This window comes from Paenibacillus tritici (genome assembly GCF_018207515.1).
In the GTDB taxonomy this organism is placed as follows: Bacteria; Bacillota; Bacilli; order Paenibacillales; family Paenibacillaceae; genus Paenibacillus_AQ; species Paenibacillus_AQ tritici.
In genome coordinates this window covers 1,713,159-1,738,557 of the sequence record NZ_CP073365.1, presented here as the reverse complement: position 1 = coordinate 1,738,557, position 25,399 = coordinate 1,713,159, and the positions used below count along the sequence as shown (strand labels likewise).

Genomic DNA, 25,399 nt, shown 5'->3' with positions numbered 1-25,399 from the left:
GGCGGACTTGCGTGGTCGAATGAAGCTCCGGCCCTTGACTGTTCGCCCGCCATCTAAGATAATAACAACCTCTACCCGAAATACATGCAGGATATCATTGATTAGGAAAAGGGGCGGTCGGCATGAGCTGGTTAAATGATCTCTACAAATTACAGAAGCGGGAGCCGGTAAAAGATGCCGAACCCGCTCTGGTCAATGCCATCTTCCGGATGTATGACCGGTTCCAGAGACTCGGCCTTACCGAGCGCTTAGGCCAGCAGGATATGTCGCTGGATATCGCTGACGCTTATGTCCATGGGCGAAATGCAATGATTGAAGCCGGTGTCGGCATCGGCAAATCCTTCGCCTACCTGATTCCCGGCCTGCTCATTAACCAGCTCTCCCGGCAGCCGGTCATTATTGCCACCTCCTCCATCCAGCTCTCCGAACAGATCCATAAGGATCTGCGGTTCATCGGCAGCCGGCTCGGCTTCTCCATGGTCCGCTCTGTAGTCGGCAAGGGCATGGGGCAATATGCCTGCCGGTACCGGGCTGCGGAGCTGCTTCAGCCCAGAGAGCCAGGCTCCCCCCTAGCGGCGCTGGCAGAGCGTATTATGGATGCTGAAATTGACGAGCGGGCAGATCTGAAGGGCGGAGTCAGTGACGTATTGTGGTCTAACGTGTGTGTGAATGATTGCAAGTTCGAGCATTGCCACTACAAGAACACCTGCGCCTTCTACGAGATGAGGGCCAAAATCAACGCCGGTCCGGGCGAGATGGATGTGATCATCGTGAACCAGGACCTGCTGATCCGCGACCTGATCAAGAAAAAGGAAGGGACCAGGGGCCTGATCGCAGAACGGCCTGCGCTGATCATTATAGATGAAGCGCATAATCTGGAAGCCAAGGTCCGGGATGCCCAGACGCTTGAATTCACCTGCCGGGGAATGTGCCGGGTGCTGGAGGACGCTATGCAGCTTCTTTTCAAGCAATCGGCAGATCACAGTCTGATGAAGTCCTTCAAATTTGTCAAAGGCTGTGTCAAGGATCTGTTCAGACAAATTGAAGCAGACCTGCTGCACACCGCCAAACAGGACAATGACCGGATTAAAATAACGGAGATCACGGGCGTCCCGCTAGGGCGGGGAGTGCAGGTATTGCAGGAGTTCCGCCTCAGTCTCTCGGTTCTGGCTTCCCGGCGCGAGCGGGAGATCGACAATACCTTCGAGGCTATGAACGGAATGATTGACCTCTTCCAGGTGCTTGCCGGGACAGAGGACAACTATCTGCTCTGGGCCGGTCATCCGCGCGGGGAAGCCACGGTCAGCATCTGTCCCAAAGGGATTAGCCAGTTCCTGAAATACAGCTTGTTCAACGGTAAAACACCAGTCATTCTAACGTCCGCAACCCTCAGCCAATCCGGCGATACACCGGAGGAGCAATACGCTTATCTGACCCGGTCGCTGGGCTACAGGGGAGAATACATGGAGCGCCAGGCTTCACCGTTCGACTATGACAACCACACTATGATGTATATCGCCAAGGACGTTCCTCAGTATAACCACAACAACCGGGAAGCTTACCTGGAAGCGGCCTATAAGGAGCTGCTGAGGCTGTGCAATGTAACGGACGGGCGGGCACTGGTGCTTTTTTCGGCCAAAGAGGATATGAAGTACATTCATAAGAAGCTAAGTGCGGAGAAGCTGCGCTGGGCGCTGCATATGCAGCGGGAAGGCTCGTCCCAGGACGGGGTGATCGCTGAATTCCGGAGAAGCAAGGGTGTGCTGCTGAGTACCGGCGTATTCTGGGAGGGTGTGAACATTGAGGGTGCGGATTTGTCGCATTTGATTGTCTTTCGGCTGCCGTTCCCGGTTCCCGCCGACCCTGTCTATGAATATAAAGCCGCGCAGGCCAAGAATCCGCTGATGGAGGTATTCGTGCCGGACATGCTGCTCCGCTTAAGACAGGGCACCGGACGCCTGATCCGCAGTGAGACGGACCTTGGTGTACTCAGCATCCTCGATTCCCGCCTGTCTGCCGGAGCCCGCAACCCTTACCGGGAGCAGGTGCTTGCGGCGCTGCCTTTCACCAAGGTTACAGAGGAGTTCGGGGTGCTGGAGAAGTTTGTGCGTGAAAAGGGGATACATCGGTGACGTTGACCCGGTACGGCCTGTTGGAGTGCTGAAGGCGCTTGGCTGGGGGCCAGCCTCAATCTGCCCGGATCACCACTTCATCAGCTTCCGGATCTCTGCCGTCAGTCTGTCCGCGGCCTTGCGGTGAGTCGCCTGGGAAGGGTGGAAATCGACGGCATAGCCATCCTCCTCAAGCTGGACCTCAAACTTCATAGCTGAGATCCTGCTGTCGCCGGTTTCCCGGGAATAGCGGTCCACCGCCTGCTCCAGATGAGGATACAGCCTGTCTCCCATGATCCCCAGTGTACATAGAATCATAGAACCGGGATTATGGCTTCTTACTTTTTCGAGAAACTGTGTATAGTTCGCTACATAATCCGCCTGCTTGGCGGTATCGTCCTTGGTGTAGGAGTCATCGTTCGTTCCCAGATTAAGGACAATCAGCTCCGGCGTGAATCTGCTGAACTCCCAAGGTACCTCCTGGGGCAACAGGCTGTTGCCGAACTTCCCTTCAGACTTGCCCACCTTCTCATAGTAATCCGGAAGAAGATGCGTGGTCAGCTTCTGATCATTCTCCGTATAGCCGGTAATAATGCCGTATCCGCTGTAACACACCATGCTGTAATCCGCTTCAAGTTGCTCGGCAGTCAGGTAGGCATAGGCCTTTGTCACATCTTCTGTAGCAGTAGAAAAAGAATGCAGCGCCTCTTCATCATCCACCCCATAGCCGCAGGTAATGGAATCGCCGATGAATTCAATCGTATGTAATTGGCGCGGCGTTGGCCTGATCCCCTCCGCAGACTCCACCGCAATCTCCCGGATGCCCACCGTTGACATTGCCGCCTCTGACAGCTTCGTGATTCTTACAGTGACCGCCTGGTCTGTATCGCTTTCAAATATCGTATAGGTCTTGAGCGGCTGGTCCACCTGATCATCAATCACCCGCATGCCGTTCACACTGATGCCGATCCGGGCCAGGTTATTGCCGGTTAAGGCCACATCATCCCCCTGCAAGGTTACCCGGGCTGTTCTGCCCCGCAGTGAGAATTCCACCCCTCCGCCCGAAAGAGCCAGCCACAGTACATCCTTAACCCAGTGGGTCCGCCCGATGATTTTGACATGATTCTCCGTTGGTTGGTACACGTGCATCTGAGACATTCCAATACCTTCCTTCTCTTATTTCTCATTTTGGGGTGCCGCACCCAAGTACTCTACGGCAACTTGTCGAATCTATGATCCTGGGCATCAATTAATGCCATCTTGTAGTTGATTTTTTCCAGGGTTTTCATTAAGAGAACGATCTGATCTTCGACCTTGCTTTTCTGGCGGGCCAGCAGACTTTTTCTTTCCTGCAGCTTACTGTCCCCGGCATGATACAGCTCCACGTATTGTTTAATTTCCCCCAAAGACAGGCCGGTGGAACGAAGCGCCTGAACCGTCCCGATCATATCCATATCGGAGTCCGTGTACATCCGCTCCCCGTTCTTATTTCGTTCAACCGGAGCGATGACACCCTCTTTCTCGTAAAACCGCAGCGTATACGGAGTGATGCCCATTTTCCCCGAGACTTCCTTAACTGTATAAGTCATCCCTTCACCACCAGTTGATTAGAGTTACTCTAACCTATTTTACATTCTGATAGGGGATTTTTCAATTAGAAGCCCTGCAATCATAAGGACATACTAGGTAAGTTTGACTTAGAGAGACTATAACCATGTAGGATTAATGTTAGACATACGCAGATTTAACTTATCCTAAGCTGTACTTACAAAGGAGAGATTGCAATGGCAAAAACCGTGCTAATTACAGGGTGTTCAACAGGTCTGGGTTATATTTCAGCCCAAAAGTTCGCAGACGAGGGATGGAATGTTATCGCGACGATGCGTAAACCGGACGGCCGTATTGCAGAAGGGCATCCTGACCAATTCCTGGTCACGGCACTTGATGTGACCAGCCCGGCGAGCATCGAGGCGGCGATTTCGGCAGGGATCTCCAGATTTGGCCAGATAGACGCTGTTGTGAACAATGCCGGAATCACTACTCTTTCTATTTTTGAAGCCACGCCCATGGAGCTCATCCGTGAGCTATTTGAGACCAATGTTTTTGGCGTTATGAATGTGATTCAAGCGATTACGCCCTATCTGCGCAAGCAAGGTGGCGGAAGCATTGTAAATGTCTGTTCGTCCGTGGGGTATGCAGCCTCCCCGCTGCTTTCGATTTATACCGCAACGAAACATACAATCGAAGGACTCTCGGAATCCCTTGCTTACGAACTTGAATCGCAAAATATCCGGATTAAGCTTGTTGAGCCGGGAGCTATGCGGAACACAAACTTCACATCGAGCCGCACAGCAGGCCTGAACACGCCCATTCCTATAGAGTACAAGTCCTATTTCGATCAAATGATGGATTCGATGATCAACCACTATCCTTTTGAAGATGCAGAGGAAGAACAGGTGGCTGCTCTGGTATACAAAGCCGCTTGTGACGGGACCGACCGGCTGCGTTACCCTGCGGGTGCGGCTGCGGAAGAGATGGCCAGGCTGAGATGGTCATCATCGGAAGACGAATTCATGTCCACGATGCGGGATCTGCTCGGACAAACCTCATGGCGACAAAATAACAAGTCGTAAACAAAGATATAAGGGTTATGTGTTAAAATACTTGCTGACAAGCAGAAACGGCACATAACATTTGAACTTAAAGCCTTCCGTTCATTTCTTCTGTGCTTCTTCTATAGAAGGAGGACATTCATGGACATTCCCAGAGGCACCTACGGGTTTCGTTTTGCCGAAGATAAGGAGCTGCAGCTATGCGTGTTATTTGCGGCCGGTTATGATTCCATCTCCGATCCCGCTTACCGCTGGGACGGCCTGGAGCGCAATGACGGCCCGCTCCTGCTGTTCCAGTACACCCTCTCCGGCGAAGGCGTATTTGAGTCGGAGAACCGGATTTACCGGGTCACGGCCGGACAGGCTATACTGGCGGAAATCCCCGGCCCCCACCGCTATTACTACCCGGCGGATTCGGCGCAGCCCTGGGAGTTCCTGTTCCTGTTGTTCCGCCCTGCCCTGATTCTGCCCCATTGGCGTAAGTTCCTGCGTGAAGCGGGCGAAGTGCCCCGGTTGCCCGCAGACTGTGCACCCGTCCGGCTGGCGCGGATGATTGTGGCGGATGCCGGGGCAGGAAGAATATCCGATCCGCTAATTGCCTCGTCCAGCGTCTATCAATTCGTGACGGAACTAACCCGAATACAGGCAGCTACCCTGCGGGACAGGGACAACTGGTCAGAGAATATCAGGCGCGCCGCCGAATTCATCGAGTAGCATTACTCACAGATGATCAGCATCGACCAGTTATCGGAGCATGTCTCTCTATCCAAATATCATCTGATCCGGCGCTTCTCGGCCAGCACGGGACTGACGCCTGGCGCTTATCTGACCCGGGTGCGGACAGAGAAGGCTATGGAGCTGCTCCGGGGGACAGGCTTAAGCATCGAAGCCATCGCTGCACAGATCGGCTACTCCAGCGGGAGTTACTTCATTAAGGCATTCCGCAGCCTGACCGGACTGACGCCGGGCGATTTCCGCAGCGGAGATGAGAGCCTAACTTACCGCCGGCTCTTTTTCGACTAAGCGCAATATAGTGCTATTCCGCTTGTAAGATTACTATAGATATCAGGATTCTCCTTGATTATGATGAACAAGACAAGAGCAATCATCATCTGTAAAGGAGAATTACAATGAATCATAAGCTGGCTGCACCTACACCGCCGCTGGGCTGGAATAGCTGGGACTGTTACGGCGCGGCCGTAACGGAAGCAGAAATCCGCGGCAATGCCGAATACATGGCCGAGCATCTCAAAGACTTCGGCTGGAGCTATATCACCGTTGACATCCAGTGGTATGAGCCTGGTGCCGTGTCCTCTCTGTACCGCCCCTTCGTCCCCCTAATCATGGATGAATACTCCCGGCTGATGCCGGCCGAGAACCGCTTCCCTTCCGCAGCGGGCGGCCAGGGCTTCAAGCCGCTGGCTGACTACGTCCATAGTCTGGGCCTGAAGTTCGGCATTCATATTATGCGCGGAATCCCGCGCCAGGCAGCTCACGCTGCCACTCCAGTTCTGGGCACAAGCGCAACCGCCCGGGAGATTGCGCACACGAACTCCATTTGTCCGTGGAATACAGATATGTACGGAGTCGATGCTTCCAAGGAGGGGGCGCAGGAGTATTATAATTCACTCTTTGAACTGTACGCGCAGTGGGGTGTCGATCTGGTTAAGGTGGATGACATCGCCGCCTCCAGACTGTACGATACCCATCAGCCGGAGATTGACCTGATCTCCCAGGCGATCAAGAACTGCGGCCGTCCAATGGTGCTGAGCCTCTCCCCCGGCCCTGCTCCGGTAGAATATGCACAACATTTCACCGAACATGCCAACATGTGGCGCATAACGGATGACTTCTGGGACCGCTGGGAGCTGCTGCTGGACATGTTCAGCCGCTGCCGCAGCTGGCAGGGCGTCCCGCAGGCCGGCTCCTGGCCGGATTGCGACATGCTGCCGCTCGGCCACATCGGCGTCCGCTCCGTTGACGGCGGCGGGGATGACCGCTGGACCCGGTTCACCCGGGACGAGCAGCTGACGATGATGTCGCTCTGGAGTATTTTCCGTTCGCCGCTGATCTTCGGCGGCGAGCTACGGGACAATGACGACTGGACCCTGTCGCTGCTCACCAACCGCGAGGTGCTGCGTATGCAGCGCGAGAGTCACGGCGCCAGAGAAGCCCTGTGCCGGGATGAGCTTATCGTCTGGACGGCTGCTCATGACGATGGCACCCGGTATGCCGCCGTCTTCAATGTTGGCGATAGCCCGCTGCCGCTGAACCTCGGACTTGCAGAGATTGGACTGAGCGATGTTACCTCCGGTAAGGAGATGTGGAGCCAGACGCCTGCTGAGCTTAGCGGCGGCGTGTTGCAGACCACCGTGCCTGCACACGGCGTACGCCTGTATAGCTTCATGTAAGACCAAAGCCGGTTATCCAGATTCTTCTGGACAACCGGCTTTTTGTTATTGATATGAATAGCTTGTGGAAGTTTTATGGTTCACCATGCGTAGCGGCGGTTATCGAATACATAGAACGGATATTTTGACAAATTCTAAGACAGAACCTGCATTTACAAGGAGATGATCAGATGAAGAAGAATCAGGAAGCTCCGCTTGACGGGCGCAGCCCGGGCGTTCATCCCATTCCTGAAGCCGATTCAAGCGTTGACGGGGACAAGGGTGCCTCAGGCAAGCTGGATGAAATCGTAGGCGCTCTGATGGGCGATGAACCGGAGGTATCGGCTCCCGGTATTGCACCGGATCAGAAGGAAACGAAGGACTGAGCATCCATCCCATAGAGTAGCCCGGACGGCAATTTGCAGAGTCCGGGCTATTCTTTTGTGGACATGAACAAAGACGTCCCTTACTCCTTCCCCATCATGCCGATATCAATGACAAACTGGTAACGTGACATCTGAAGCAAGTACACGCTCCCAGTCTTCATCAATCCGGTCAGCGAAAAACTCTTATCTAAATTAAGCTAAATCTTATCGAATATTAGAGTTTTAGTAGTATGAGTGTTACCGTCTACCTTTCTGTGAAAGATTGATATGGATATTTATTTACTAGTTTAAGACCAGTATAATTAGGGTCAATATCAATTTTCCGATATATTGTTTCGCTAATTTCAAAGAGACGCAAACTATTAAGATAAACCATACTTTCCCCTGGATCTATATATGCTCCTATTATAGAAATCGGTTTTCCAGTAGATTTGAATTTTAAATAAGCAGTTCTCCACGTGTTATCTAATATAAAATACTTGGCACCTAAGTTCACTCCCCAATCGGTTTGGGTATCATTAACTCGTAAAGAAACTTGGTTAGATGAAGTTGCCTTATAATCAATTAGAGCCAAAAAATAATGATCAGATTGAATTGAACCTACTTCTTTATAAATTGATGCCCAGTTAGATTCTGTAACCAACTTTTGGCTTAATCCATCATACATAGTAAGTCCAGCTAAAGTCGCCTTACTATGACCTGAAATTGCCCAGCCATCTGCAACACCATTTCTATCATCATCTTTATCAATTTGTCCTCTCTCATCCAATAAATCGCCATAACTAAACTTTTCTGATAAATTGTTACCACTTAACAAAGGAACTCTATCAATTTGATTGTACATTGTTTCTGTAATCTCAAATAATCTTAATCCATCAACCATTACCTTATTGTTCCCCGCATCTAGATAAGCACCTATGATTGATATTGGGTTTCCAGTGGAGGTGAATTTTAGGTGAGCAGTCCTCCAAGTATTATCGTTAATGAAGTAAGTACAGCCTAAATTAATACCCCAATCTGTTTTATTATCGTTTATTCGAAAAGAAATTGTATTAGACGCATTAGATTTGTAATCAATAAGTGCTATGAAGTGCCTTCCAGAACTTATTTGACCTAATTCTTTTTTCAAAGATCCCCATCCATTATCAGTTTGTAGTTTTTGACTTCTCAGACCATACCTAGAGTCAGGAGATAAAGCCTTTGCAGTTTGCCCAGAAGTAATCCATCCATCAGCCAGACCATCAAAGTTGCTATCATTTTCGAAATTCCCAGTATTATTTAGCAGTAAACTAGACATGTCCCTATAAGATTGGGAGCCCCAAACCCTTTTTTCTACATTATTTCCATTAGAATCATAATAATATTGTATAAATCTATTATTCAAAATATCAGAAGTATAAAGGTGCTTTCCTGCTGTATTATAAATATATGCATAATTTGCTTGTGCAAATACAGGAGAAAAGGAGTAACAAAATATAAAAAATGCAGCTATGCTAATCTTAAAAATACGCATATAACCTCCACAAAAAATAATATTTTATATAGACTATGGAACTTTTAATAATTGTACTTTGTCCACATAAGCTGTTCCCGTAGCTTTAGAGTCGCAAACAATTCGTAATACAATAAAGAAACAACAGACTAGAACCTCACACAAAGTCAGTCAATAATGTCCAAAGGCGTTATCATGATTTCCTCCATAAATTGGTGTAAGTTGGCCCGAATTTCAGCAACCGTGTGGTAGAAGACATTATTGATTACGTCCGATTTTAGCCACTTCCACAAACCTTCAACGGCATTCAATTGTGGGATTTAAGGAGGCCGGAAAATCAGTTCTAGTCGTTCTTTCATCTCCAGAAGCAGCGGTTCTAGCAGTTTGGCATGGTGAGTCCGTGCATTGTCCCAAACCATAACAATATTGCCTGTCGGATACGCTTGCGTAACTTTTTCCAAAAAGTTCAAACAGGTTTCTGCTGTATACTGCTCATCTTCCTAGCATACAATTTTTCCTTGTTTCATAATCTACGGTTACCAGTAATTTCACACCGTATGTTTACCTGTAGTCTTGATAATTCGAAGTATCAAGACTTTGAAGTCCTCCTGTTTCATACGCTTCAATGTAACCTTTCACGGTTTTTAACATTATAGCCTTCGCATCCGTCGCTTTTGGGCTTATTTCATTACGGTTCCGATCTCTAGAAAAGAAGCAATTTTGTCCAAATTATTCCCCCTACCTGTCTGAGAGTTATTGTCTAAACTACTTCACTACTTCGACATACGGTAGCGAATTCCTTACCCTAGTTTTCAATTAGTAAGTCGGACTCAAATTTTCCCATATTTTATTATCAGCAACAGATTTGGCTACTTTTCAAAAGTGAACGGAATTAATATGAAGGAGTGGTGTAAGTACATTCAGTAACCAATGAAGTCATAAAAAAGAGAGACCACATGGTAAATTAATCACATGTGGCCTAACTTAAATTATTTTATATTCATCAATATAAAATCTCACTAATCAATCGGCCATGGCTCAATGGTTTTTACTGCACTTAACGGAATTAACAGGCGTGTATCATCATGATCTTCCTCAGGCATTATCACTATAGTGTTGTTGAAAGAGTAATAACCCATATACATTCCCAATACATGTAAATTATCAAGAAATGTTATCTTAATATCTTTATATAAATACTCATTCATAAAAATCACTTCTTGTTCCATAACGGCCTCCTAACCTAGTTTTTATTTCGACTCAAATTAATCATCTTCCAAATAATCATAGGTATTAATGGACCATGGTCCTATAGTTTTTATTGCACTAAGCGGAATAAAAAGATGTCTATCAACAGGTCCCCCTATAGGTAATATAACAATTACATTATTATTATAGTAATTAATATAAGTACCTATTACAAATAAATTATCCAAGAATGTAACTTTTATTCCTCCATTTAAATACCCTTTCATAAAAATTTCTTGCTTATCCATTTTTAGAACCTCCTAAGTTTTACTAAGCAGATTTTTATCTCCTCCACGCCAATCAAAATAATATATACCTTCATTTGTCCAAACCTGAATATCATACATATATGTGGTATCTTTATAATAATTATACAATTTTGAAGACAGACTAGTAATATCTGTCAATTCATAGTCCACATTCTTAAAAGTTAAATCATATATAACAACCTCTGCTTTTTGCTTTTCAATCGCATATTTAATTGCTTTAAGTGCACTACCCTCATTAAATTTTTTATTTTCAGGAAAGGCAGTTTTTAGCTCGACTTTATAATATTCGTTTATTTTAAAATCATACTGTCCTGTGTCACCCTTAGCTTCGGGGTTCAAATAAACATCTTTCCCCATTTCAAGAAGGAGATTAACAACATATCTCTCTTGTTCTTTTAAATCTTTCCTCTGTTGCCTACTCTTATATGTCAAAATCCCCCTGCATACTAGAGTATTATCTGGATGATAATCTGAAAACGTTATACCCAAAAGTTCAAGTGCTAGATTTCCATCTACCCTCATTTTAATATTACCACTTGGATCCTTAAACATCATAGGGTTGTTTTCAACGTAAGTATACAAATTCAAACTCAGCGGATTATCAATCTGCCCCTCAACCGTATCCTCATTCAAAAACCGCCCCATGCTTGGGTCATAATATCGCGCCCGCAAGTAATAGAGGCCTGTCTCTTCGTCATAGATCTCGCCTGAGTACTTGAAGGAATTCGAGATTTCTTCCTTCTGGCTGGTGATGTTGCCCCACTCATCGTACACATAGTTGTTCACGATCTTACCCGTGGTATCCACGATCTGGACGACATCGCCATGCCCATTGTACAGGTAGTAATAATCTTTGCCTGTCTTCTGTTCTTTCTTGACCAGCACCCGATCGCCGCGCACGTAATGGGACCGTTCCGAGGCTCCGTTACCACTCTTCACTTCCGAGATCACTTCACCGTTGAAATTGTAGTTGTACTCTGTTTTCTTGGCACCGGCCGCTTTGGCTACACGCAGCCCATTGGCATAATAGGCGAACTCGGTCTTCTGTGCTCCTTGGGTCAGTCCAGTCAACGTATTCTCCAAATCGTACTGATAACTGGTCTCCGTTGATTCCGCGCTCAGCGTGGCGCTGCTTTCCAGTGTCAAGCGGTTCCCGCGCACATCATACGTATAGGCCTCGCGCGCCCCATTGGATTGACCTAAGGTCAACAGACGGTTCAGCGCATCGTAGGTATAGGCGGTCGTCCGTTTATCCTCATTCAGCCGCTTCTCTGTTACGTTTATGATGTTGCCATTGTTGTCATAATCGTAATCGAACTTCGACAGGACCACACCGCTCTTCTCGTTCGTTACCGATTCGACCCAGTTCAGTGCCTTGTTGTACGTATATCGCGTGACCAGGCGGCTGCCATCTGCCAGCGTCGGATACGTAATGGATTCCACCAGTCCATTCGGATAATACCGGTACTCTGCGTTCGCTGACGCCGCTCCATTGACTGCAGCCGCACCATTGGTCTGTACCTTCAGCAACCGGCTCCGCTCGTACTGGTAGTTGGTAGAGAACGAGAGATTGGCATCCTTCACCTGCGTGTATCGGCCCAAGCGGTCTAGGGTGTTCGTGATGTTCGCATTATGAACGGCACCGTTCCAGTTCACTTCTTCATACATGGCCCGGGTCCGGTTCAGGCTGTCATTCCATTGCGTATGTGTCGCTTTTACCGTCCCGCCATTTTTTTCGGTGACGGTATCCCAGATGCTGCTGCCACTAATGCGGAACTTGGTCTCCAGACTTTGCTGTGCTGCTGCTCCAGTGCCCGCCAATTTCACTGATTTGGCTTGTCCCCACTCATCATAATCATAAGTGAACGACGTTCCATTCCGGTCGGTACGGGTGGCAAGCTGCCCGAGTTCATTATATGTCAGGCTCTCCTTTTGAGAAGAGGGATCCTCTTTCATTGTCATCTGGCCTAGCCCGTTGAATGCCTTGCTGAACATCTTCTGGGCGGCGCCTCCAGATGCCTGGATCGACGTCTCCTTAATTTGTCCGGTCCCGTCATAGGTGTATTGAGTGGTCTGGTTAAGCGCATCTTTAACGGATGTTAACCTTCCCAGCACATCATACCGGTAGGAAGTGGTTACCCCTTCGTTGTTCCGGTTTCGATTCGGGTCGGTGTACGCTGTAATATTCCCGTCCAAATCGTATTGATAATCTTCAGTCAGAGGCTGTGTCTTCTGCGGCCAGTCTTTATACGTCACTTGCTGGGTTACATGGCCTAAGGGGTCATACTGCTGAAGAATATAATTAAGGTTGCCGCTGCCATCGGCTGGAATCAGGTAGCTGGCATCCTGACGCGCCTTCAACTGATACTCTGCAATCATCCGGTTACCAAAGGCATCCGTAGATACGTTTGGACGGCCCCAGGCATCATAGCCCACGGTTACGGTATTTCCTTCCGGGTCCATCATGTATACCGGACGTCCTTGATCATCGTAGTGATATTGTTTCATGAGGGACACTCCGCCAAAGGCATCCCAGTTACTCTCGAGAATTGGCAGTCCCAGCCCATTGTAATACGTTTCTCCACTCATGAAGGACTGCTTGCCGGTCGCCACTTCGGTCAGATGGGTGCTGGTTCCTACCCGCAGGGTGGGCGTACCTGCATTGAATGCATCTAGCCCGTCTGGACTGTAGTACATGTAGCTTAAATCTTCCGTCCGTGTATAGCGGCTGCCATTGCCGTTCACGGCTTCGGGATAAGTGATCTTGGTCGGACGGCCAAGCTTATCATATTCATACGTCGTAACGTGGTTCAATCCATCTGTCTTTGTCCTCAGCAATCCGGTTCCCATATCATAGCTCATCTTGGTGATGACTTCTTGGCTGCCTTCCGCTCCGGGATTTTGCACTTGACGCTGTTCGGTGGGATACGCGTTGTTGCTTTCCGGTCCATACCGGGTGACGGTAGCCGCGACACGCTGGCCGCCCGCCCAGATTTCCGCTTGTACCTCTACGACCTTGTTCGAGTCATAGCTATAGCTATAACGGGTTTCTTCCCCCAAGGCATTAACGATCTTGGCTAGACGTCCGTCTCCGGTGTATGTATACGTCTCGCTGCGCGGCGCTGCATCGGATGCATTCTGATACCACGTCTTGGCGCGGACAAATTGATAATTAGGCTCATATTCATACGTAGTGGTGTAATGTTCTTTCACGGCTGCGTTGTTCATCTGTTCCCAGGTTAACGGTAAGGTCTCCTTTTGGACTGAACCCCACTCATTGTAGATCGTTTCAGTATACAGGTGATTCGCCGTTTGCTCACTGTCGCCTACTCCGTAATCGGATAGTGTGGTCTTCACCGGCCGATGAACAAAGGTAGGATCGAACGCGGTGTGGCTGACTACTTTCTTTTCTTCATTCGGTGCTTGAGTCTCGGTCCGTAGCAGTTTGTTGTCTTTATCGAAGACTCTCAGTGCTGTCGTTCCATTGCTTGCTGTACCGCTGACCTGGATGACACTGGTGGTGAATTGATAACCGTCAGGCAGATGCCCCGGCCATTGCGTGAAATGCTCCCCGGTATAATCTTTCCAATAAGTGTAATTATACTGGTTATAGGCTTTGGATCCGGTATGGTCGCTCCGGGAATGAATTCGGAATTCTTGTACCGAATCTTCATACGGAAGATTGCGCACAACATTGTCATAGCTATATTCCGAGCTTGAATTCGGGAATTGAATTTTCTTCAAGAGTGCATAGTAATTCTTGTTCTCATAATTGCGGTTGATACCCATCGGATTGTATCTGGCTAACTCGTGCTGATACTCAAAATAGACGTTATCCCCGTTCTGATTAGTTGCTTTTTGCAGAAAAGGAACATAGGTCTGAAGTTCGTTGACTTTGATGGCTTGCCGGCCTTTGGTGAGCACAACCTGCTCGGTTTGGCGACCTGTCTCGAACACCTGAATAACTACGTTCTCCCCATTAAAATTGCTGTTCATCAGGTTATCATCATAGGTAAATCTGACTTCTCTGCCTACAGAATCCACAATCGAGGACATCTGCCAGGAATTTGGACCTTCATATTTGAAGGTAATGGTATTGCCGAACCGGTCTTTAATGCCCAATAACTTTCCATCACGGTCGAAGTACTCTTTTCTTTTGTCGGCATATTCAATATAGTGCTTGGAGCCGATTTGACCGTTGCTGAATTCATGCTCCCACACCGCAGTTTCCCAGACATAGCGCTTGTCCTTGCCTTCATAATTTCTTAATTGGGTGTAACTCGATAGTCCTCCCTCATCACCGATAGGGTAGACACTTCCGTTGCTATCGTGATAGTAATAGCTATAATCCCCAACCTTCTGAATATACGGGAACTGGAAGGACCAGCCTGCTCCTAGAACGGACTGATTATATAGGCTAGTGGTCACATCATAGCTGTTGAAGTTCGGGTTATAGCTGCTGGACGTATAGAAGGCCATGGCTTCGTTGGAGCTATACTTAATTCCGATATCCAGATCCAGGCCGTCTCTTCCCGGCAGATGAATCTGATTCTGCTTCCAACTCAGGGAGCCGGTAACGGGGTCGACGAATTCTCCCGCATTGTAACGGTCTCCATATTGAGGCTTGCCGGTCTGATTAATTTGAGCCTGCAAGCGATTTTTGGTGACGTTGTCCACATTATTATCGAAGGCTCTCATGCTAGCTGCCGCAAAACTTGAACTGTTCTTGGACACTTCCAGCGGACGGTATACCTCTGAGGTTACGCTTGCCGGGCTCCAATCCTGTGCCTCTTCTTGATATACCTGAGAGGTCACATTTCGTTTCAATTGAAGTGGGGAAGAAGGTGTGAATACGGCCGGGTTGTCATAGATGGCCTCCCAATCATAACCGGACTCTTGCTTCCAATCCCATACCTCGGTCAGATTCCAATCCGGGTGGTCTTGAAACAACAGGTTCATCCAGTAAAATTCTAGCTTGGTAGCCCCCCGCAGATCCAATTCCTTGATCACTTCGATGGATAAGTTCTTATCGGACGCCGTGGAGATGTTCAGATCGTTCAACCCCCGCTGCATGGAAGCGCCAGTAGTGGGAATGAGACCTTGCTTTTCAAGCGTCATTTCTTTTAGCTTCAGAATCTCATGCTCCACTGGCTCCGCCGCTCCATAGGTATCTGCTACAACAGAGTTTTTCCGCAATGCCGGATTTATCGCCTCGGTCAACGAATCATCCTTAAGCTCAGGCAGATCAAGGGGCGTCTGTTCTTCAATATCCTGCGTGGTCAATGGTTGACCGCTATCTACAGGCATTTTGGGATTTCTCATTGTGTCCCATGGATCAATGTCTTGTGTCTGTCCGGATTTCTGTTCTATCGTTGGTTTAATTCCTTGCGCCAGTAAGGGTTCATTTGGCAAAATTAAAATAAAACACATTAGGAACAATATAATTTTTTTAGATAATTCTGAAATTCTCATGAATAGCTCTCCCGTCAATGTCTGTTATCTTCTTAATAAATGTTGAATCACTACAGGAAATATAATCCCTTCTAAAACTCCACTCCACATCATCCGATCGGTTGCCGGAGTCCAGATCGGATAAAACATTAGAAAAGAGGTTCTTACTTTCTATCCGCATATACCCTCCGAATAGAACTTATCTAAACATAGCAAACCATGTACAAATTATCTTATTTGGGACTGAAGCTATCACCAAATATAATTTGGTTTCCATTTTGATTGACTTTAAAATAAAGAGAATCTCCAGCCGTAAAATTTAAAAGCTCTTAAGTGAGACATCATCAAGAAACACAGTCCCTGTTCCTTGATTTGCCGTTGAGCTTAAATGCAAATGCACACGTGCGGATGTGGCATGAGCCGGAGCCGTTATATTTCCAGCGAATGCCACCCAATCTATACTATTGCGATTGTACGTGAATGGAGTTTGACCTCCAACGAATTGATTGTTCATATCATAAAAGAAGACAATTACCTCGAACTTCGCATTCTTCATATCTGTAAGTTTTAACATCCCTTTTATGTTGTAACTTTGATTACTCTTAACAAACATTTCTTGCCAGATATTCGCTCCATCACCAGAGTTCGGAAAGGTGCTTACGGTTAGCTTCTGGGCTTGTTTTCCTTCGGTTGCCCCTGTGGTTAAAATTTCATAAGTCCCTTGTACCCCTGACTCTAAATATGAATTCCAACCATCTGCTACTCCATTATTTCTTTTGTCCGTTTCAAATCCATTATTAAATGCCAGATTACTATCTTCCTGTGATGTAGCGGTTATTCCATCAAGAAACACAGTTCCTTTTCCTTGACTTGCCGTTGAGCTTAAATGCAGATGCACACGTGCGGATGTGGCATGAGCCGGAGCCGTTATATTTCCAGCGAATGCCACCCAATCTACAGTATTGCGATTGTACGTAAATGGAGTTTGACCTCCGACGTATTGATTGTTCGCATCATAAAAGAAGACGATCACCTCGAACTTCGCATTCTTCATGTCATTCAGCTTCAACATCCCTTTTATGTTGTAACTTTGATTACCCTTAATAAACATTTCTTGCCAGATATTCGCCCCATCACCAGAGTTCGGAAAGGAGCTTACGGTTAGCTTCTGGGCTCGTTTTCCTTCGGTTGCTCCTGTGGTTAAAATTTCATAAGTCCCTTGAACCCCTGACTCTAAATATGAATTCCAGCCATCTGCTACTCCATCACTTCTTTTGTCCGATTCAAATCCATTATTAAATGCCAGATTACTATCTTCCTGTAATGTAGCGGTTATTCCATCAAGAAATACAGTCCCTTTCCCTTGACTTGCCGTTGAGCTTAAATGCAAATGCACACGTGCGGATGTTGCATGAGCTGGAGTCGTTATATTCCCAGCGAATGCCACCCAATCTACAGTATTGCGATTGTACGTAAATGGAGTTTGACCTCCGACGTATTGATTGTTCGCATCATAAAAGAAGACGATCACCTCGAACTTCGCATTCTTCATGTCATTCAGCTTCAACATCCCTTTTATGTTGTAACTTTGATTACCCTTAATAAACATTTCTTGCCAGATATTCGCCCCATCACCAGAGTTCGGAAAGGAGCTTACGGTTAGCTTCTGGGCTCGTTTTCCTTCGGTTGCTCCTGTGGTTAAAATTTCATAAGTTCCTTGGACCCCTGACCCTATAGATGGATTCCAGCTATCTGCAACATTCTCAGTACCTGAATAATTTTCATACCCTGAATTAGATAATAGATTATTGCTTTTTGACCTATTAATTAAATTACCATTTCTATCATATTCAAATTCATAATTACTAGTGGAGTTGTTCAATTCAATTAGCTGTCCATTTTTGTTATAAATATATTTCGTTCTAGAGTTTGCCTCTACATTCGGTAGAATTAATATCATTGACAGTAGCGAGCAAATGAACAAATATGCTATCTTTTTCAAAAAAGTCCCCGCCTATTCTTTTTTATATGAATATGTGCAACTGTGGGATGACTCCCCCTCTAGTTAAACAATTCCCATTGTTGTGAACTTGTCCCGTTATCCGTGTATATTTGCAGGTGGGTACCGTTTACAGTACTTCCTCCGGGAATATCAAGTAATTTATTACTGTTAACATTTATTAGGCTGATAGTTCCGTCCGGGTTCTCTCTAAATATCCATTGCTGAGCGGTTGTTCCATTATCCGTCCATATCTGAACAGCAGATCCGTTCGTTATTCCCCCACCTGACACTTCGAGCGCCTTCCCGCTATTCACATTGATCAATTTATACTTATTTGCACCCAAATCATACACTTGCCATTTTTGAGAAGGGGTATGATTATCAGTCCAAATCTGTATGGGTGTTCCATCTGCAGTGTTTCCTCCAGTGACATCCAAGGCTTTTCCATTCCCAGCATTTAATATCCTGTATTCTGCTCCATTTGAAATCGCCTTAACAAGTCTCCACTTCTGAGCCGCTGTTCCATTTCCGGTCCATATCTGCACAGGCGTTCCATTTGTTGTGTCTCCGTTGGCGACATCGAGAACTTTATTGCTATGTACATTCACAAGCTCATAAGAACTATCTTCATGATCAATTACTCGCCAGGCTTGGGCTTCGGTTCCGTTATCATTCCATATTTGGACTCTAGTCCCGTTCGATGTTACTCCACCCGCTACGTCGAGTGCCTTTCCACTATTCACATTGATCAGCTTAAAAGAGTCGTTCATTACGTGACAAAGCAACCACCGCTGTGCATCTGTTCCGTTATCTGTTTCTATTTGAACTTTAGTCCCATTGGTAGTATTTCCTGCATAGACATCAAGTGCCTTATTGCTATTCAAATTCAGTAATTTATATTCGGAGCGTCGAATACCTCCCCCTCACCACTTTTAGCGGATCGCTTGTGATCGTTCCTTGAATGGGCAGATAACGCGTACCTGTATAAGATCCATTTTCAAAGGTTTCATTAGTCACAAGTATATTTCCCTCAGCCGAGACCTTACTCTGACCCAATGCAAACAGTATGACTATAAAACAGATGTGTATCCAACAGACAGAACATTTAGTTCTTTTCAATTCATTCCACTCTCCCCCAATAAGTTCCTCAACCATCATAAGTGACTCGCTTAGCCTTTAAAACGGTTTTATTTTGTCGAAATATAACTTCTTTTGTCGAGCCTGTAATATATTTGTCACAATTTAAAATATGGATTCAATCATAAACTTGAAAGCAAATCTCTTTTATAAGGTCTTGCGAGGGTTATCATTCATTTAGACAAAATCACTCATTTCATTCAAGGCCCTGAATAAAATAAAGAACCCCATGTAACTTACATAGGGTCTAAAAGTGGCACTTCTATTCTATACACCATTTAAAAAGAGAGTTTTATATGTTTAACAAAAAGGATAATTTATCCAAATAATCACCTAGCACAAATTTATTCATATTTGAATAATTATAAAAATATTGAACATGTTCTTGTTTTTCAAGTAATTTTTTCTTCAATTCTTCAACAAAAACCTGTTTTCTAATCAAACTTTCGGCAATCAGTAAATCTACATATTCAGTAAGATCCATGTTATCTATAACTGCAAATAACTCTTGTTTCATCATTCCCAAAAATTCTTTATCACATGCTGGGATGAAAAATGCAGAAAAATAATGTATAAAGCTCGAGTCCTTCTTTGATAGTTTAAGAAACGGGATAATACCGTCTCTTATTTCAATAAGTCTTTTTTGAATTTCTAGCGCTTCTGATATTAGTTGAGAATTTTGTAAATCATCCAGTGTTACAATCATAGTTGCAATATCTAAATCATTGTAATTTTTCATGTATTACAATCCTCCTTTCTTTTGCACCCACTTATCATAAGAACCAAATATTTTTAACATTTCGGTAGTATAAGCATTCCAACTTCCTTGGATGTTATAATTGTACGAATCTCGTGCAGCATCTCCAGTATTTGGTCTTTGTGAAGCCCAATAAGTAAGTCTCCCATCTGAAGGCACAACTGAAACGTGATTCTTCCCGTCAATAATTGCTACAAGTAATCCAGAATTATTAACATCTTCGACTGTTGTTTCAATATAAGAGCCAGAGGTAGGGCGAGTTAATAAAAATGACAACCCTGTTGTTCCATCTTTTTCTCTAGGTGTCAAGTTCCATGGACTATCACTCCCTAGTCTATAGATTTTTGTCGGTTCTTTTCTTTGTTTGTCATTATTTGGTTGAGATACAGGCGAAACTTTTGGTCTAGGATTTGATTCTGGTTTGTTGCTATTATTACCACCTGGAATTACTTTTAGTTCTGGTTTTTTTGGAATAGATACACTCGGTGCCTCTTTTGGAGCAGTAGCCCACTGATAAATCTTATACCCTCCATAAAATACAATACCTGCACCAGTAACAACAGCCAGTACCTCTCCAAACCCAGGAATTAAATACAGTCCTCCTGCCGCCATTGCTGAATGACCTGAGGGATCAATGTATTTTAAAGGATTGTTCTCAACATACGTATACAAATTCTGACTCAGCGGATTATCAATCTGCCCCTCAACCGTATCCTCATTTAAGAACCGCCCCATACTTGGGTCATAGTACCGCGCACGCAGGTAGTACAGTCCCGTCTCCTCGTCATACACTTCTCCCGTGTACTTGAAGGAATTAGAGATTTCCTCCTTCTGGCCAGTAATATTTCCCCACTCATCATAGGTATAATTGTTTACGACCTTACCCGTGGTATCTACGATCTGCACCACATCGCCATGTCCATTATACAAATAGTAATAATCCTTAGCCGCTTTCTTATCCTTCTTCACCAATACCCGATCGCCGCGCACAAAATTCGCTTGTTCTACATAATCACCATTGACGACTTTTTCTTCCGAGATCACTTGGCCTTGGAAGTCGTAGTTGACCTGGGTCTGGATATTGCCCTTGGTTTTCATAGACCGCATTCCGTCGGCATAGTATTTGAAGCTGGTGCTGGCTCCGCCCTTGGTCACACTCGTCAAGGTATTCTGCAGATCATAGGTGTAGCTGGTATCCGCAGCATCCAGGTTTGTGGTGCTCGTATCGGACAAGGTCAGACGATTGCCCCGCACATCATAGGTGTAAGTGGTTTGACTGCCGTCCGGGCGACTGATCGAGATCAGCCGGTTCAGTGCGTCATAGCCGTAATTCGTCCTTTGCTCAGCGCTTTCGTTTCGCGACTCACTGACTGCGATCCGGTTCCCATTGTTGTCATAGCTGTAAGAGTAACTGGATAGGCTACCGCCTCCCTTGGTATTCGCCATCGTCTCTGTCCAGCCCAGTGCTTTGTTGTACGTATAAGTCGTTACCAGTTGGCTTCCGTCCGTCAGGGTCGGATAAACAATCCGCTGAATCTGGTTATTCGCTTCATAGCTGTACTGGGCATTTACAGAGGGGTCGCTATTGAGAGCGGAGCTTCCGTTGGTCTGGACTTTGTCCAGCCGTTCCTTCTGGTATTGGTAATTCGCTGTGAAACCCATATAGTTATCTGTTATCTTGGTCATTCGCCCTAATACATCCAGCTGATTTCCGATCCATGCCGTATGCCCACCCGATTCCGAATACGTACTGCGTAGCTGACCCAGACTGTTCAGGGTTTGCTTATGTGAAGCGGTCCGCACCCCATTGGTAAAGGTTTGAATGGTCTGCTGCTGTGGTCCCTCATCGCCGGTAATCATTTTGGTTTCCTGCGTTTGCTCTACATTATTAATGCTTCCACGAATGGTGCTGGTCTTCAGCTGGCCTCTTTCATCGTATACATATCCGAATGAACTGCCGTTACGATCGGTTTTCTCTGCTAGTTGGCCCAGATTGTTATACGTGTAGCTCTCACTTTGCGAGGCACCGTCCTGCTTGACACTAGGCAGACCCAGTTCGTTATAGGTTTTGGTGTTTAGGGTTTGCGGAGCACCGCCTTTGGTTTGAATCGTAACCTTGGTTACTTGGCCATTCCCATCATAGCTGTAGTTCGTCGTTTGGTTCAAAGCATCTTTCAGACTGGTTAGTCGGCCCAAGGCATCGTAGGCGTAGGAAGTCGTCACCCCGTCTTCATTCAGGTTACGGTTGGGATCGGTATAGCCCGTTACATTTCCCAGGATATCGTACCGGTACGTTTCCTCCATCCGCTGTTGCTTGGTGGGCCAATCCTTGTAGGTGGACGCCGACAGTTTGTTCCCCCACGGATCATAACTGTGCTGGACATAGTTCAGCACCTCGCCGGTGGTATGGTCCTTGATATAACTAGTGCTAATACGTGATTTGAAATCATAGTCACTGAGCATCTGATCGCTATTGGCATTGGTAGCCCGGTTCTGTCGTCCCCATCCGTCGTAGCTGGCGGTGAGAGTGTTCCCAGCGGGATCGATAGAATACACCGGACGGCTCCACTCATCATAATGATACTGGGTCTGAGTATACCTTTGAACATTCGGATCATAACGTTCTTCCAAGAGGGCTTGTCCCAGACCATTGTAAAACACAATGCCATATGACTTTACCGAGCTTCCGTTAGATATTTGAGTCAGGCTGTGAATAGTGTCTACAACGAAACTGAGCGTTCCGGCATTAACGGCATCATAATTCGTAGAAACTTGATTGTATGTGTATTTATATTCCTCCGTTTCACTATAGCTTGTACCATTTGCATTGGTAAAATTGGGTTTCGTGACCTTCAGCAACCTGCCGAGCGCATCATAAGTATAACTAGTCGTTTGATTATTACCGTCCGTTTCACTAAGTAAACTGCCTCTGTCCATATCATAGGCCATGGTCTTGCTCAGGATCTGTGGATTGCTCTGGCCTATATTGGAATAGATCTCCTGCTTGGTAGGGTAAGCATACCGAGTTTCTCCACCATACGTTGTTACCGATTTGGAGACCACTTTCCCGTTGACAGTTTTCTCTTCAGTGGCTCGATATAGCTTGCCCGACCCATCTGGCGCATTCTCATATGTATAGGTTGTCACCTCACCCAGCACGTTAACCGAGCTCAGGATTCTCCCTTGCGCATTATAGGTTAAGCTTGTCGTCAACGGTGCGCCATCACTCTCATTTTGATATCCGGATTGTGTGCTAATGAAATGAAAGGTTGGATTATAGGTATAGCTTGTCGTGTATTTGGCCCGCACATTCGTATTGTTTCGTTGTGCTGGAGTTAGCGCTGCAGTTTGTGCAATCACATACCCGCTATCATCATAAGTTACATCTGTGAATAATGAATTGGGATTGCTGTCTGCATCACTGCTATACTCACGACTCTCGATAGTGGTTGGATTATACTTGAATTTGGGATGATAGTTTGAGTACAGCACCGTTTTTCGCTCGCCGGTCTGCGCCCCACTTAATACTCTTGTTTCGACCGATTCTGTCTTTTTTAGATTGTTGAACGTTGTTTTCGTAATCTTCTCAGGCTGTCCATTACTCCCGATCTGGGTAGCCGAGCTTGAATATTGATAACCAGCAGGCAGAGGTTCATCAGGTCTTCCAAACGGCTGAGGATAATTGCTATATTCCGCCTCATAGGAATAGCTGACCTGATTAACGATCTGGGGTGCTGCGTTGCTTTTCATGATCAAATCATACCGTCGGGTGATACGTTCTTGTTCAATGTAACCTTCCCACTGAAAAGAATGCTTGGCACTTTCATGCGTGAAATTCACCTCAGAGGTTTGATTGAACTTGATCTTCTTCAAAAATTGATAAGGCAAGAAATTAGTGACTCCTTCATAATAATCGGTATGATAAAAGTCGAATTTAGATTGAACCGTGTCATATTCAAACGAGGTTTGATCACCATCCTCAACCTCAATACTCTTTAATATGGGAAGCCTTGCGTAATTACTGATATGTTTGAGATAGATGACACGTTGAACAAATTGGTTATCCGCATTAAATACTTCCAGTTTAACTTTCTCACCTTCATGGTTATTCGGGGTAGGGCGAACATAAGTAAAGATGATTTTTCTCCCTAAGGAATCGGTGATACTTTGAAGGACTTGTTTATCATAGCTAAAATTATCCAAGGTTAGATAGTTGAATTGGATCTCATTTCCAAACCGGTCACGAATCTTGGTTAAATCACCTTTCGGCGAATAGTATTCAATCTTTCCATCGATATGCTCGACAGTATATATACCTGCGTCGTTAATATTAATTACAATATCATCTGTAGGATAATCTTTTAATCTCCACGAGAAATCAGTTAGTTTTTCGGCCTCATATGCCCCGCCTTCGCCATCATGATAATTGAATTTATTATAATCATTGCTTAATTCAAGGGACGGAAAACGAAAGGACCAGCCTAACCCTAAATAACTTTTAAGATCACCATAGTTATAGCCTGATTTATTATTATAAAAGACACCTTGTTCATAGGAGCTAAAAGGGCCGCCGGATGCAGCTTGATTGGATTGATAGATTACACCCACGTTTAAATCTAATCCGTCTCTACCGGGAAGACTGATCTGATTATCCTTCCAGGTTAAGGAGCCCGTCACTGGATCGATGGTTTCGCTAGTTCCATAGTGATCAGAGTACTGTTCCTTAAAGGTTTGGTTAATCTGTGACATTGTGGAGCTTTGAATGACAGAACTAATCGTGGCACTTAAAAGAGCAAATGCAGAATTGAGTTTCTCTTGAACGGTGGATTCTAGGTTTGCATTCATGTAGACTGCGTCAGACACAGTGAACGGTGTAGCTATTTCCGAAGTTATCAGAGGATCGATAAATAGGTTTCTGTATACGTTCGTAGATACCTTTTCAGAGCGTTCACTTTCAGTTGATTCTGCTAGACTCAATAGACTGTCCAGCTCTAACCAGGTAACCTTCCGCGTCTGTTTCATTTTTAAAAGCTCAAGCGCTTCTGTATGATACAGGTCCTGTAATAATGCAATTGCATAGACATCTGTAAACTCAGCACCCTGAGAGAATAACGCCTCAATTTGTTCTTTGCTTAAATAAGGATTTTTTGTTCCGAATCGAGTGACATATTTCGCCGACAGCTCCTTAATGGCAGGGTCTTCCAGGATCTTTAACCCATCGGCAGGCTTAGACGATTCCTCTATGTATGTATCTGATTGAACAGTTGGTGCATTCGTTCGTGAAGATAACGGCGATGACAGTTCTGATATAGGTCTTGCTTCATAGTTACTGGTAACAGGAGGTGAAGTAGTTGGCACCGGCTCAGGATAACTTTTCTCCTCTGAACGATTCAACGAGATCGTATCTTGTCTCTTGGTATCCGTTTTTGCCTGCACTATTGAGATGTTTCCAGAAAAACTTCCTCCTATAATACTTACACACAACAGCCAAATTAGCAGTTTACTTTTTATTATTTTCGAGTTCAATATTAACGCTCCTTCTAC

16 protein-coding genes and 1 pseudogene are annotated in these 25,399 nt (G+C 45.7%); 6 read left to right on the top strand and 11 right to left on the bottom strand.

The window, feature by feature from the left end:
- Positions 1-122: 122 nt before the first annotated feature.
- A complete protein-coding gene (locus tag KDC22_RS07430) occupies positions 123-2,132 on the top strand; it encodes an ATP-dependent DNA helicase (protein ID WP_211722571.1) in 2,010 nt (669 codons plus the stop codon).
- 69 nt (positions 2,133-2,201) lie between these two features.
- Here KDC22_RS07430 and KDC22_RS07425 read toward each other — a convergent pair whose 3' ends face one another.
- Positions 2,202-3,269 carry an SGNH/GDSL hydrolase family protein gene (locus tag KDC22_RS07425; RefSeq protein WP_246553368.1) on the bottom strand — a complete coding sequence of 356 codons (1,068 nt, stop codon included), beginning with the start codon at positions 3,267-3,269 and terminating at the stop codon, positions 2,202-2,204.
- Between the two features lie 53 nt (positions 3,270-3,322).
- The gene (locus KDC22_RS07420) at positions 3,323-3,700 is read right to left on the bottom strand and encodes a MerR family transcriptional regulator (RefSeq protein ID WP_173130936.1); all 378 of its coding nucleotides are present in this window, start codon (positions 3,698-3,700) and stop codon (positions 3,323-3,325) included.
- Between the two features lie 195 nt (positions 3,701-3,895).
- On the opposite strand from KDC22_RS07420, the gene KDC22_RS07415 reads away from it, so the two are divergent.
- The 5 genes from KDC22_RS07415 to KDC22_RS07400 all read left to right on the top strand — a co-directional run bounded on the left by KDC22_RS07415 (position 3,896) and on the right by KDC22_RS07400 (position 7,499).
- A complete protein-coding gene (locus KDC22_RS07415; protein ID WP_173130933.1) occupies positions 3,896-4,744 on the top strand; it encodes an SDR family oxidoreductase in 849 nt (282 codons plus the stop codon).
- Positions 4,745-4,864: 120 nt separating this feature from the next.
- A complete protein-coding gene (locus KDC22_RS33365; RefSeq protein WP_246553366.1) occupies positions 4,865-5,437 on the top strand; it encodes an AraC family ligand binding domain-containing protein in 573 nt (190 codons plus the stop codon).
- A gap of 12 nt (positions 5,438-5,449) precedes the next feature.
- The gene (locus tag KDC22_RS33360; RefSeq protein ID WP_246553364.1) at positions 5,450-5,746 is read left to right on the top strand and encodes a helix-turn-helix domain-containing protein; all 297 of its coding nucleotides are present in this window, start codon (positions 5,450-5,452) and stop codon (positions 5,744-5,746) included.
- A 107-nt stretch (positions 5,747-5,853) separates the two neighbouring features.
- Positions 5,854-7,134 carry a glycoside hydrolase family 27 protein gene (locus KDC22_RS07405; RefSeq protein ID WP_211722570.1) on the top strand — a complete coding sequence of 427 codons (1,281 nt, stop codon included), beginning with the start codon at positions 5,854-5,856 and terminating at the stop codon, positions 7,132-7,134.
- A gap of 170 nt (positions 7,135-7,304) precedes the next feature.
- Positions 7,305-7,499: a hypothetical protein gene (locus KDC22_RS07400; RefSeq protein ID WP_211722569.1), complete on the top strand. Its 195-nt coding sequence runs from the start codon at positions 7,305-7,307 to the stop codon at positions 7,497-7,499.
- Between the two features lie 244 nt (positions 7,500-7,743).
- On the opposite strand, the gene KDC22_RS07395 is transcribed toward KDC22_RS07400, so the two are convergent.
- From KDC22_RS07395 to KDC22_RS07355, 9 genes and pseudogenes are all read right to left on the bottom strand, one after another.
- Positions 7,744-9,012 carry a hypothetical protein gene (locus tag KDC22_RS07395; protein WP_211722568.1) on the bottom strand — a complete coding sequence of 423 codons (1,269 nt, stop codon included), beginning with the start codon at positions 9,010-9,012 and terminating at the stop codon, positions 7,744-7,746.
- A 299-nt stretch (positions 9,013-9,311) separates the two neighbouring features.
- A pseudogene (locus tag KDC22_RS33980) lies at positions 9,312-9,476 on the bottom strand (transposase); the annotation flags it as partial.
- A gap of 534 nt (positions 9,477-10,010) precedes the next feature.
- Complete coding sequence (locus KDC22_RS07385; RefSeq protein WP_211722566.1) at positions 10,011-10,220, bottom strand: hypothetical protein; 210 nt, start codon at positions 10,218-10,220, stop codon at positions 10,011-10,013.
- A 36-nt stretch (positions 10,221-10,256) separates the two neighbouring features.
- The gene (locus KDC22_RS07380) at positions 10,257-10,487 is read right to left on the bottom strand and encodes a hypothetical protein (protein WP_211722565.1); all 231 of its coding nucleotides are present in this window, start codon (positions 10,485-10,487) and stop codon (positions 10,257-10,259) included.
- Positions 10,488-10,499: 12 nt separating this feature from the next.
- Positions 10,500-15,830, bottom strand: a complete 5,331-nt coding sequence (locus tag KDC22_RS07375; protein ID WP_211722564.1) for an RHS repeat domain-containing protein — start codon at positions 15,828-15,830, stop codon at positions 10,500-10,502.
- A 448-nt stretch (positions 15,831-16,278) separates the two neighbouring features.
- Entirely contained in the window at positions 16,279-17,919 is a 1,641-nt protein-coding gene (locus tag KDC22_RS07370) for a hypothetical protein (RefSeq protein ID WP_211722563.1), read from the bottom strand.
- Between the two features lie 101 nt (positions 17,920-18,020).
- On the bottom strand, positions 18,021-18,875 hold the full coding sequence (locus KDC22_RS07365; protein ID WP_343222033.1) for an RICIN domain-containing protein: 855 nt from the start codon (positions 18,873-18,875) through the stop codon (positions 18,021-18,023).
- Between the two features lie 515 nt (positions 18,876-19,390).
- Positions 19,391-19,837: a hypothetical protein gene (locus tag KDC22_RS07360; RefSeq protein WP_211722561.1), complete on the bottom strand. Its 447-nt coding sequence runs from the start codon at positions 19,835-19,837 to the stop codon at positions 19,391-19,393.
- 3 nt (positions 19,838-19,840) lie between these two features.
- Complete coding sequence (locus KDC22_RS07355; RefSeq protein WP_211722560.1) at positions 19,841-25,381, bottom strand: RHS repeat domain-containing protein; 5,541 nt, start codon at positions 25,379-25,381, stop codon at positions 19,841-19,843.
- Positions 25,382-25,399: the final 18 nt, after the last annotated feature.

What these genes read in the sequence shown, in the direction of transcription:
- KDC22_RS07430 (WP_211722571.1), top strand. Translation starts at nt 123, where the DNA reads ATGAGCTGGTTAAATGATCTCTACAAATTACAGAAGCGGGAGCCGGTA.
- KDC22_RS07360 (WP_211722561.1), bottom strand. Translation starts at nt 19,837, where the DNA reads ATGAAAAATTACAATGATTTAGATATTGCAACTATGATTGTAACACTG.
- KDC22_RS07395 (WP_211722568.1), bottom strand. Translation starts at nt 9,012, where the DNA reads ATGCGTATTTTTAAGATTAGCATAGCTGCATTTTTTATATTTTGTTAC.
- KDC22_RS07420 (WP_173130936.1), bottom strand. Translation starts at nt 3,700, where the DNA reads ATGACTTATACAGTTAAGGAAGTCTCGGGGAAAATGGGCATCACTCCG.
- KDC22_RS07405 (WP_211722570.1), top strand. Translation starts at nt 5,854, where the DNA reads ATGAATCATAAGCTGGCTGCACCTACACCGCCGCTGGGCTGGAATAGC.
- KDC22_RS33365 (WP_246553366.1), top strand. Translation starts at nt 4,865, where the DNA reads ATGGACATTCCCAGAGGCACCTACGGGTTTCGTTTTGCCGAAGATAAG.
- KDC22_RS07380 (WP_211722565.1), bottom strand. Translation starts at nt 10,487, where the DNA reads ATGGATAAGCAAGAAATTTTTATGAAAGGGTATTTAAATGGAGGAATA.
- KDC22_RS07425 (WP_246553368.1), bottom strand. Translation starts at nt 3,269, where the DNA reads ATGTCTCAGATGCACGTGTACCAACCAACGGAGAATCATGTCAAAATC.
- KDC22_RS07400 (WP_211722569.1), top strand. Translation starts at nt 7,305, where the DNA reads ATGAAGAAGAATCAGGAAGCTCCGCTTGACGGGCGCAGCCCGGGCGTT.
- KDC22_RS07375 (WP_211722564.1), bottom strand. Translation starts at nt 15,830, where the DNA reads ATGAGAAATCCCAAAATGCCTGTAGATAGCGGTCAACCATTGACCACG.
- KDC22_RS07385 (WP_211722566.1), bottom strand. Translation starts at nt 10,220, where the DNA reads ATGGAACAAGAAGTGATTTTTATGAATGAGTATTTATATAAAGATATT.
- KDC22_RS07370 (WP_211722563.1), bottom strand. Translation starts at nt 17,919, where the DNA reads ATGATATTAATTCTACCGAATGTAGAGGCAAACTCTAGAACGAAATAT.
- KDC22_RS07415 (WP_173130933.1), top strand. Translation starts at nt 3,896, where the DNA reads ATGGCAAAAACCGTGCTAATTACAGGGTGTTCAACAGGTCTGGGTTAT.
- KDC22_RS33360 (WP_246553364.1), top strand. Translation starts at nt 5,450, where the DNA reads ATGATCAGCATCGACCAGTTATCGGAGCATGTCTCTCTATCCAAATAT.